Source organism: [Phormidium] sp. LEGE 05292 (assembly GCF_015207735.1).
GTDB lineage: Bacteria > Cyanobacteriota > Cyanobacteriia > Cyanobacteriales > Aerosakkonemataceae > Floridanema.
This window is the reverse complement of record NZ_JADEWG010000195.1, coordinates 1-10,281: the sequence shown is the minus strand read 5'-3', so window position 1 is coordinate 10,281 and position 10,281 is coordinate 1. Positions and strand designations below refer to the sequence as shown.

10 protein-coding genes and 1 pseudogene are annotated in these 10,281 nt (G+C 42.4%); 9 read left to right on the top strand and 2 right to left on the bottom strand.

Annotation, left to right across the window (positions count from 1 at the left end):
* Nucleotides 1-118: 118 nt before the first annotated feature.
* The 8 genes and pseudogenes from ndhL to IQ264_RS29080 all read left to right on the top strand — a co-directional run.
* Nucleotides 119-340: pseudogene (gene ndhL / locus IQ264_RS29115) on the top strand (NAD(P)H-quinone oxidoreductase subunit L); the annotation flags it as partial.
* Nucleotides 341-363: 23 nt separating this feature from the next.
* Complete coding sequence (locus IQ264_RS29110) at nucleotides 364-666, top strand: DUF3007 family protein (protein WP_193985600.1); 303 nt, start codon at nucleotides 364-366, stop codon at nucleotides 664-666.
* Between the two features lie 101 nt (nucleotides 667-767).
* Entirely contained in the window at nucleotides 768-1,562 is a 795-nt protein-coding gene (gene trpA, locus IQ264_RS29105) for a tryptophan synthase subunit alpha (protein ID WP_193985599.1), read from the top strand.
* 15 nt (nucleotides 1,563-1,577) lie between these two features.
* Nucleotides 1,578-2,090 (top strand): DUF3122 domain-containing protein, encoded by a 513-nt coding sequence (locus IQ264_RS29100; protein WP_193985597.1) that lies wholly within the window; start codon nucleotides 1,578-1,580, stop codon nucleotides 2,088-2,090.
* 397 nt (nucleotides 2,091-2,487) lie between these two features.
* Nucleotides 2,488-2,871, top strand: coding sequence for a winged helix-turn-helix transcriptional regulator (locus IQ264_RS29095; RefSeq protein WP_193985595.1), 384 nt, complete (start codon nucleotides 2,488-2,490; stop codon nucleotides 2,869-2,871).
* Nucleotides 2,872-2,983: 112 nt separating this feature from the next.
* Nucleotides 2,984-3,583, top strand: a complete 600-nt coding sequence (locus IQ264_RS29090; protein WP_193985603.1) for a pseudouridine synthase — start codon at nucleotides 2,984-2,986, stop codon at nucleotides 3,581-3,583.
* 291 nt (nucleotides 3,584-3,874) lie between these two features.
* A complete protein-coding gene (locus tag IQ264_RS29085; RefSeq protein WP_193985593.1) occupies nucleotides 3,875-5,980 on the top strand; it encodes a serine/threonine phosphatase in 2,106 nt (701 codons plus the stop codon).
* 45 nt (nucleotides 5,981-6,025) lie between these two features.
* The gene (locus IQ264_RS29080; RefSeq protein WP_228061905.1) at nucleotides 6,026-7,294 is read left to right on the top strand and encodes an FHA domain-containing serine/threonine-protein kinase; all 1,269 of its coding nucleotides are present in this window, start codon (nucleotides 6,026-6,028) and stop codon (nucleotides 7,292-7,294) included.
* Between the two features lie 142 nt (nucleotides 7,295-7,436).
* Here IQ264_RS29080 and IQ264_RS29075 read toward each other — a convergent pair whose 3' ends face one another.
* Complete coding sequence (locus tag IQ264_RS29075) at nucleotides 7,437-7,655, bottom strand: DUF4327 family protein (protein ID WP_193985591.1); 219 nt, start codon at nucleotides 7,653-7,655, stop codon at nucleotides 7,437-7,439.
* A gap of 351 nt (nucleotides 7,656-8,006) precedes the next feature.
* Nucleotides 8,007-9,644 carry a citramalate synthase gene (gene cimA / locus IQ264_RS29070; protein ID WP_193985589.1) on the bottom strand — a complete coding sequence of 546 codons (1,638 nt, stop codon included), beginning with the start codon at nucleotides 9,642-9,644 and terminating at the stop codon, nucleotides 8,007-8,009.
* 246 nt (nucleotides 9,645-9,890) lie between these two features.
* Between cimA and IQ264_RS29065 the strand changes: the two genes are divergently transcribed.
* On the top strand, nucleotides 9,891-10,229 hold the full coding sequence (locus IQ264_RS29065; RefSeq protein WP_193985587.1) for a 2Fe-2S iron-sulfur cluster-binding protein: 339 nt from the start codon (nucleotides 9,891-9,893) through the stop codon (nucleotides 10,227-10,229).
* Nucleotides 10,230-10,281: the final 52 nt, after the last annotated feature.

The following is a 10,281-nucleotide window of genomic DNA, read 5'->3' as shown; positions in this document are numbered from 1 at the left end:
CCCTTGTCCCCTTGTCCCCCCGTCCCCTTGTCTCCCCTGCCTTCTTTTATTGCCGATCGTCCTGTAAAATAATTGAGTAACCTTCCCTACCGCGCTTAGTGTTGTTGCTGCTAAACAAGTAAAGACTATGCTGATTGCACTTTTGTATCTGATTTTGGGTGGAGCTTATTTGCTGGTAGTTCCTTTACTGCTGTTTTTCTATATGCAAAAACGCTGGTACACTTGCGGCTCTTTTGAGCGCGGTTTTATGTACTTTCTGGTGTTTTTCTTTTTTCCCGGATTGTTGGTACTCGCGCCGTTCTTGAATTACCGACCGAAGCGGCGACAAGTTGAAGCATAAAATTTACTATCGGTCAACCCTAAATGCGTCGGATTGACATTATTTACGTAGGCTTGGGAATTTTCCTGGCTGGTGGCTTAGTTTTCCTACTGCTACAATTGGTAGGTTTAGACAGTCAGCAGGCGGGGATTTGGAGTCAGGCTGTGCTGGTTTTTGGGTTAATTGGTTGGTTGCTGACTTATTTGTTTCGGGCTGGCACCAAGCAAATGACTTACAATCAGCAATTGAAAGATTATGAGGAGGCGGTTTTGCAAAAGCGCCTCGAAGAAATGACTCCTGAAGAATTAGAAAAGCTCCAGGCAGAAATTGAAGAAGAAAAAAAATAGTTTGCTTAGTGGTTAGTAGTTGTTTAGTTAATCTTCATGATTAACTAGTAGGCAACAGCTAACCGCTATTAATTAAATTTTTGATTATTACTTTTGAGAAAATGACATCTATTTCCGATCGCTTTCAGTCTTTACGTTCACAATCCCAATGCGCTTTAGTTCCGTTTATTACAGCTGGCGATCCGGATTTACAAACGACTGCGGAAGCGTTAAAAGTTCTCGATCGCAATGGTGCTGATATTATAGAATTGGGTGTACCTTATTCCGATCCTTTAGCTGATGGGCCAGTAATTCAAGCAGCAGCAACTAGAGCATTACAAAAAGGAACAAAGTTGGATGACGTACTCAAAATGTTAACCAATGTCATCCCAGAATTAACCGCGCCAATTGTGCTATTTACCTACTACAATCAGATTATTCATCGAGGAATCGAAAATTTTCTACAGCAGCTTTCTCAAGTCGGAGTAAAAGGTTTAGTTGTACCTGATTTACCTTTAGAAGAAGCAGAAAGTTTACTTAAACCTGCGAGTGAATTGGGAATTGAGGTAGTTTTATTAGTAGCGCCAACCAGTTCTCCAGAAAGGATTAAAGCGATCGCGCAAAAGTCACAAGGTTTTATTTATTTGGTGAGTGTAACAGGCGTTACTGGAATGCGATCGGGATTAGAATCACGAGTGGCAGATTTACTCCAACAAATGCGCCAAACTACTGATAAACCTATAGGTGTAGGTTTTGGCATCTCTGCGCCAGAACACGCCAAACAAGTTAAAGATTGGGGTGCAGATGCCGCTATTGTAGGCAGTGCTTTTGTTAAGCGTTTGGCAGATGGTACACCAGCAGCGGGATTAACAGCAATTGGAGAATTTTGTCAGAATTTAAAACAAGCGATCGCTTAATTCTCTTACGTGACTATGAAAAAGTTAGTTTCTCGATACCTACTATTATGTGGGTTGATATTGCTGTTTTTCTGTATTCCAGTTAACTTAATTTGTCCATCTGCGATCGCAGTTCTCCGCGAATATCAAGAAGCACCCGGAGTAACTCGATATCAATCCCAACATTCACTCCGAGATGCTACAGGTTACGCTTGGCAAATAATACTTTTTAAACAATTTCCACCCGATCGATCGCCCCAATTTATTCTCCGGTTAGTAGGATTTCCCGGTATAGTGGATATCGCCCATCCCCAACCGTTAGAAATTACCACTAGCAGTAGTAAATTACTCACAGCGACAGATTTGTTTGCTACAGAATCTCCCGCGCCTAATGTTGCTCAGTATAACGTTACTGATGTAATTACTCAACTACCTCAAAATAGCTTTTTAAACCTCTCTATCCCTCTATTAGAAAACAAAAATATTACTCTAAAAATTCCGCCTTCTATAATTATTGAATGGCAATGGTTAGCAACTAAAATAGAGTAAAAATTAAATTATTTTTTAAATAAAATTTAGACAAAACCCAGCCAAAAATATCTGTAGCAACAAAAAATATTGGTAAAATCTGCTAAAATTGTATGTAGAAAATTAAAGAAATAAAATATATTAAATAAGCAAAAAACTTCGATTTTATAGCTATTTGGCGCGATGTCGGAGAATTATTCAAATAATTAAGCTCTCAGTCAACCGTCTCCTAAAATCCTATTTGTCACAGTGAATAAGAGGAATTGTCCTAGAAATAAAACTTTCTTACCTAGCGAGTTAAGAGGTGAAATAAAAACTTAAATAGTAAAGTTTTGCTAAAAAACGGAAGTGAAAGTATAAAATTTTTTAAAATAGAATCGATAAATAGAAACCAATACAGAGAATTTACTGGCAGATCATGTTAGATACTAAAGATTGCTTGGAAAACAAATGCCCGATTCAGTTTACCCTAGACTTGATCGGCAATAAGTGGTCTATCTTAATTTTGCGAGAACTGTTCTTAGGCGATCGCCGCACCCACCAGTTTCTAGATGCCTTACCAGGGATTAGCAGTAAAACATTAACTATTCGACTGCGAGAACTGGAAGCACACGGTTTAGTGGAACGCCAAGTCTATCCAGAGATTCCCCCTCGTGTAGAATACTCTCTGACAGAAAAAGGCAGAGCAATTCAACCAGTAATGAGTGCCTTATATCATGTAGGACAACAGTGGCTACAAGAAGGTGCTTGTGTTTGTCCGTTGGAAAAAACCATATTCACTGAACTGGAAAAAGCCAGTTAATAAGAGTTTTAAACAAAGTTAGCCAATAAATATTGATAATAATTCACAATAAATTTGTGGATTATATTAACCTGCAAACTTGCAACTAAGCAGCCCCAGCTACTTGTACAACGTGCTACACAAATACATACTTTTCTACAAACCATACAACGTCTTGTGCCAGTTTACAGACGAAAACCAAAATCCTGACAAAACTAGGCAAACCCTGAAAGACTATATTTCCATTCCCGAAATCTATCCAGTAGGTCGTTTAGACCAAGACAGCGAAGGGCTACTACTATTAACAAATGATGGTAAATTACAACATTTTTTGAGCGATCGCCGCTACAAACATCCCCGCACCTACTGGGTACAAGTAGAAAGAATCCCAGAACAAACCGCCCTCAACCAACTCCGCCAAGGAGTAAAAATCCAAGACTACCAAACCAGACCAGCATTAGTAAAACTTTTGCCCACCGAACCAACATTACCACCCCGCGATCCGCCAATTCGGTTTCGCAAAAACGTACCCACCGCTTGGTTAGAGATGACACTCACCGAAGGTAGAAATCGACAAGTCCGAAGAATGACAGCAGCAGTGGGATATCCTACCTTAAGATTAGTGAGAGTAGCAATTGCCCATCTCCGTTTGGAAGGTTTAACACCAGGAGAGTGGCGAGACTTAACTACAGAAGAACTAAAACCCTTATTGAGTCTGAACAAAGTAAATTAACGTCTACCCAAATCTAAATTTTTTGTTTAAATTTTTAGAGAAATTTCAGCAGCAATCCCCATCAATTACAATTCAAAATGCAACAATGGGAAAAGAGAATTGGGAAATGTTTATCAGTTAGCATTAACTCAGAGCTATAAATAAACTAAAATTCTCTAACTCTACTTGTTTACTCTAGTGCCTTCTACCTTCTGCCTTTGAGCCTTATTGCACTAGCGATTTTCTCCAAACTTTAGCCCCACTAACCCTGTTAGCTTTTCTATCCATCCTCGAAATTGAGGAAATCCTCAAATGCTGATCTGTCCACAATGTCAATTTGAAAACCCTGTCACCAATAAATTTTGCCAGCAATGTGGTGCCTCCCTCACCCACAAAGCTTGTTTCGAGTGTGGCGCACAAGTTAGTTACAGTGCCAAAGAATGCCCCCAATGTGGGGCATTTACCGGAACAGTTTGGCAAGCAATCATTTCACCTCGCACTGTGACTCAAGCGAAAGTTTCTCAGATTCAGGAACCAGGCAAAACAGCCAATTCCGAACTGATAGCGGCTTCTTCATCCGAGAAACTGGGCTTAGAACAGCCTGATATACTTACTGAAACTGAACCAGTTAAAACTGAAATTCACGTAAGCTGGGAAGAAGAACTGGCAGACCACTCACCAGACAACAATTCAGCAAAATCAATATCGGAATTCTCTCCAGAGGTATATTTAGACCAACAGCAACGCTACCTACTCTTAGAACCACTAGCGTCAGAAATTACAGAAGAAGTTAAGGTAAAAGTCTTAGATTGTCAGCCTTTGCAAGCTTCACCTATAGAAGTTTTCATTCTTCAGGAAAGTCAGGGACTAGAAATAGGGAAAGAACCAGACGGTAAGAATATTATCGATTTTTGGGAAACTGTGCCGGAAATTGCTCAAGCTTATTTGAGACTGAAAGCAGAGTTTGAGCCGATCGTACCCACAATCCACGATGCTTGGGTAGAGAACGATCGCCAAATCCTCCTGATAGAAGATCGATCGCATTGGCCTAGTTTAGTAGACCTGTGGAAAGACCATCAAATTCCCCAAATTCATTTGTTACAGATATTGCACGAAATGTCATCCCTGTGGTTAGCGACTGAACCCTGGCATTGTCGGCAAAGTTTATTAGAATTAAGCAATTTACGAATAGATGAAGACCAATCTCTAGGAATTGTGCGCTTATACAAAGAGCCACCAGATATTAATCTGAAATTGTCAACTTTAGGACAAGTTTGGGAAAATTTATTCGATCATACTGGTCGCACTTTATTGGGTTCGATCGGTGTATTAATTAATGACCTGAAGCTAGAAACTATTTCGACGATTGAAGAATTGCGATTCCGTCTGCAAGAAATCGCCGACGAACTGCAAAGCGAATCAGTACCATCTGTGACAAACGCACCAGAAGCGATCGCACCTAACAACAATCAAACTATTTCTCCATCCTCAGTAGCCGCCTCCGTAATTAAAGAACAGATGAATCCTTACTCCCTAGCCAATGAGAGTAACGATGATATGCCCACAGTGGTTTTACCCATGCAGCTGCTAAGTTTGGAAGATGTAGGTCGTACCGACGTAGGTCGGCAAAGACGGCATAACGAAGACTACTTCGGAGTTCAAACTAAACTTACCAAAGTCGAAAATCCGATCGGGCGCAACATGGAAGCCCGGGGCTTATATATCCTCTGCGATGGCATGGGGGGACACGCTGGAGGAGAAATCGCTAGCGCCCTAGCCGTGAAAACCCTAATCGAATACTTTCATCAACACTGGAACGAAGAATTACCAGACGAAGACTGTATTCGCCAAGGAGTCTTGAAAGCCAACCAAGCCATCTACGATATTAATCAACAAGACTCCCGTTCCGGTAGTGGACGCATGGGCACTACTTTAGTTATGGTCTTAATTCAAGAAACTGAAGTCGCCGTTGCCCATGTGGGAGACTCCCGCTTATATAGCCTCAGCCGTAGACAAGGCATCGAACAAATTACCGTAGATCACGAAGTCGGACAACGGGAAATTAAACGGGGAGTAGACCCAGAAATAGCCTATTCTCGTCCCGACGCTTACCAACTTACCCAAGCATTAGGGCCACGTAATGAGCATTTTGTCGATCCCGATATCGAATTCTTTGAGTTAAATGAAGATACTCTGCTTCTGTTATGCTCTGATGGTCTGTCGGATAACGACTTGATCGAAAACCATTGGCAAACTCACCTCCAACCTTACCTAAGTTCCCGCAGCAATTTGGAACAAAGTGTCAATGATTTAATTGAACTGGCTAACCAGTACAATGGGCATGACAACATTACAGCCATCTTGATTCGGGCGAAAGTGCGACCAGATTTAGATCAAGCTAGAGTTGGCAATAGTTAATGGCGATCGTCGAGGGTTTTGTTATTCACCGAGGTTAAATGAATAATGACATCTCCTGGGGTGGTCAAACTGACCCTCTTACATCCAAAAAATTCGGCTCCCCTAGAAGAGTGGCGATTTGAGAAAGAATCTATCATTCGCATCGGGCGCTCTCCAGAAAACAACGTCGTGTTGAGTGATAGCCGAGTTTCCCGCCACCATCTAGAATTGCGGTTGGTGGAAATTTCTGCATCCAGAATTAACAACTGTTTAGTCTCTACGGCTTGGCGATTAATTAATTTGGGTACGAACGGCACATTTTTAGATGGAATTTTAGTCTCCCAAGCTTGGCTGAGAAATGGTTCACTAATTCAGTTGGCTCAAGGAGGGCCAAAACTCAAGTTTACCTTTCAAACTACCTATGCTCAACCTTTCGTTGCTACACCCCCAAAAGTTGTTACACCCCCAAAGAACAGCTGCTCTCATACGGGAAATCCCCCAAATAATGTTTTTTGTATCCACTGCGGTCAACCATTGCGCGTCGAACGTCAGATCCGCCAATATCAGGTGTTACAGACTTTAGGACAGGGGGGAATGGGTACCACTTATTTAGCTTGGGTACCGCAAATTCCTGGAAAAAAGGCAGGTGGGTTGTTGGTGCTCAAAGAAATGAATGCGGACATGGCAGAAATCGCCAAAGCCCAAGAATTGTTTGAAAGGGAAGCCAGGACTCTGAAAAACTTAAATCATCCGGGAATTCCCCAATTTTACGATTTCTTTGTCGAGGCGGGGAAAAAGTATTTGGCGATGGAATTAATTCATGGTCAAGATTTGGAAAAGCGAGTTTACAATACAGGGCCAGTTTTACCGAATCAAGCGATCGACTGGATGATTCAAACCTGTAAAGTGTTGGATTACATCCACGAACAAGACCCACCACTGATTCATCGCGACATTAAACCAGCAAATTTACTGGTGCGTTCGCGAGACAATCAAATAGTAGTCCTCGACTTCGGCGCAGTTAAAGAAATTGGCACACCCTTGGGTACGCGCATTGGTGCAGAAGGTTTCAGCGCCCCCGAACAAGACCGAGGTCAACCTGTAACGCAATCTGACATTTACGCCGTCGGTGCTACCCTAATTTTTCTACTGACTGGCGAAAGTCCCCGCAAGTATTATCAACAGCAGGGGCGAATATATTACTTTTCCTTGGAAAATGTGCCGACAATTACTCCAAAAGTGCGACGGGTGATTGAAAAAGCCACCCAACCGCATCTCAGAGAAAGATATCAGTCTGCTCAGGAATTAGCGATCGCTCTTGCAGGTTGTCTGTAAAAAAATTTTGGCTGTTCAACTGAAAAACAAATCTTATTTTTGCCAAAACTTTTACTTATATCAATTCTCTAAAATTTGGCTCCAAGAGCGATCGCCACGTCGCCGCATCAATCATCTGTAGCCAACTTCCAGAGAAATGATATTATTCATCGTCCCAGGCTTCCACTTCCAGCAAATCCTGAACCGGATCTTGCATTGAAAAGCCAAAATCGATCAACTCTTTTTTCCAAAAAGCCCATTGATCCCCATACAGTAGGGCTATTTTCCAAATACTATCGCTAGGCTTGATCAAGTTAGATGCTATGAGAGATCCTACTTGACGTTGCAACTTCACCATTGGGTGAATAACTTGCTGAGTCATACACTCCATTAAATTTGATTTATTTTAGGAAATATTCTGAACAAGAATCGCTTACCCTCTTTTTGCTGTATTTGTGCGTTTAGTCTTGTGCAATCGGGAAGCGCCCTTCTAAAATTGAATCTTAGCACAATCAACTGCTACTAGTCCATTTTACCTAAAAATTATCTGTTAGTTTAACACTTAGCAAAACCCCTATTTGTAGAGTGTATTACCCAATTACTCAGCCACCATCCCCCATATTTAGTATTTATACCTAATTCAGTGTTCTAATGATTAGAACTACTTATGTAAGCTGGGTTGAGCGATCGAACTTCATGAGAAAATTCTTCATCAATCAACCCAAAACCTCAACTAAGAAGAAGTCAACGCCGCCTTCGCCGAAGAATGCAACATCAAACCATACTCCAAACCTTCCACCACTGCTTGATAAGAAGCCTCCAAAATATTTGTCGAAACTCCCACCGTCATCCAGCGCTGCAAACCATTACTAGACTCAATCAACACCCGCGTTTTCGCCGCAGTACCCGTATTCCCATCCAGAATTCTCACCTTATAATCAGTTAACTCAAAATCAGCGATTACCGGGTAAAACTTCACCAAAGCTTTCCTTAAAGCCGCATCCAACGCCGCCACAGGCCCATTACCTTCCGCAGCCTCCAAAATATCCTGATTATTCACCGAAACCTTAATTGTTGCTAAAGCGTAAGGCACACAACTCGAATCAGTATCGCAGGCAACAATATCACAATGAACTTGAAAACCTTTCAGTTCAAAAAACTTCTGGCGTTGTCCCAAAGCCTCCCGCATCAGCAACTCAAAACTAGCCTCAGCCGCCTCAAACTGATAACCTTGGTTTTCCAGAACCTTCAAACGTTCCAAAATTTGCCGACAAGCCGGATTTTGCTTATCCAACTCAATCCCAAAAGTCCGGGCTTTAGCCAACACATTACTTAAACCCGCCTGGTCAGAAATCACAATCCGCCGCCGATTTCCCACCTCTTCTGGTTGAATATGTTCATAAGTTAAAGGATTTCGTTCCACCGCACTCACATGAATTCCGCCTTTATGTGCAAACGCTGACAAACCTACAAAAGGCGCGTGTTCATCAGGTGCTAAATTCGCAACTTCACTCACAAAACGGCTCACTTGAGTCAGTTTTCCCAAATTTTCCTCTGGAATACACTCATAATCCAACTTCAACTGTAAATTGGGGATCAAAGAACAAAGATTCGCATTGCCACAGCGTTCCCCATAACCATTCATCGTCCCCTGTACCATTCTCACCCCAGCTAACACCCCAGCCAAAGCATTAGCCACTGCGGTATCAGAATCATTGTGAGTGTGAATGCCCATTTGGGGAAAATCGCCTTCCAGTTCCGGTAAAGCTGCCACCACTTCCCGAATATTGGCACTAATTTCAGATGGAAGCGTACCGCCATTAGTGTCACAGAAAACCAGCCATTCCGCACCAGCAACCACAGCCGTTTTCAAAGTCTGCAAAGCATACTCTCGATTATGCTTATAGCCATCAAACCAGTGTTCGGCATCGTAAATTACTCGCCGTCCCTGACTGCGGAGATACTCGATCGTATCTCGAATCATCGCCAAATTTTCTTCTAAACTGGTCTTTAGGCTCTCTGTAACGTGCAAATCCCATGATTTGCCGAAAATTGTCACCCAGCGAGTCCCAGCCGCCAAAATCGCTTGCAGCAGCGAATCTTCCGCCGCAGTTGTTCCCGGTCGGCGCGTCGAACAAAAAGCCGTCACTTCCGCTTGTCTGAGGGGTTGTTCCTGAAGTTTCCAGAAAAATTGCACATCCTTAGGATTAGCACCAGGCCACCCACCTTCGATAAACGGAACTCCCAACTCATCTAACTGATGAGCAATTCGCAGTTTATCTTCTAAAGACAAACAAAGCCCTTCGCGTTGAGCACCATCTCGCAGAGTAGTATCGTAAATCCAAATCTGATTTGATGTATTACGGGTCATGGAAAAGAATCAAATAAGAAAGAAAGGGTTTTTGAATTGAAAAAGGTAAAGGGAAAAGGATTTTCCGGCACTTTTACCCCTTCACCTTTGCCCTTTTCCCAGACTCAGAGCCAGAAGTTTCTTTGAGGGGTAAATTCTTACCTAACAATTAGCCTACATCTGTATCTATAGAAAAGGGTAAGCCCTGTTATGTCCTGTCATGTAAAGAAGTGCAAAAATATTCATAAAGCGATCGGGGTAATATCTATGCCAAAAGTAACTGCCCAAGGAAAGACATTTGAATGCGCTTCGGGCGCAAATTTACGGAAAGTTTTACTGGAAAATGGCATTCCTCTGTACAATGGTCAAGCTGCCATGATGAACTGTCGTGGTCTCGGCACTTGTGGCACTTGCGCCGTCAAAGTAGAAGGGAATGTGTCAGAAGCCAGCTGGCGAGAAAAAGCCCGTCTTGGTCTTCCTCCCCATTCTCCCAGTAAAAACTTGCGGTTGGCTTGTCAAACTAAAGTTTTAGGAGATGTCCAAGTAACTAAGTTTGACGGGATGTGGGGACAGGGAGATCAAACTGTTTGGACTCCACAAGCATAAGTTGGGGACTGGGGACTGGGAAGAAGAGATAGGGAGGTAGGGAGGTAGGGGG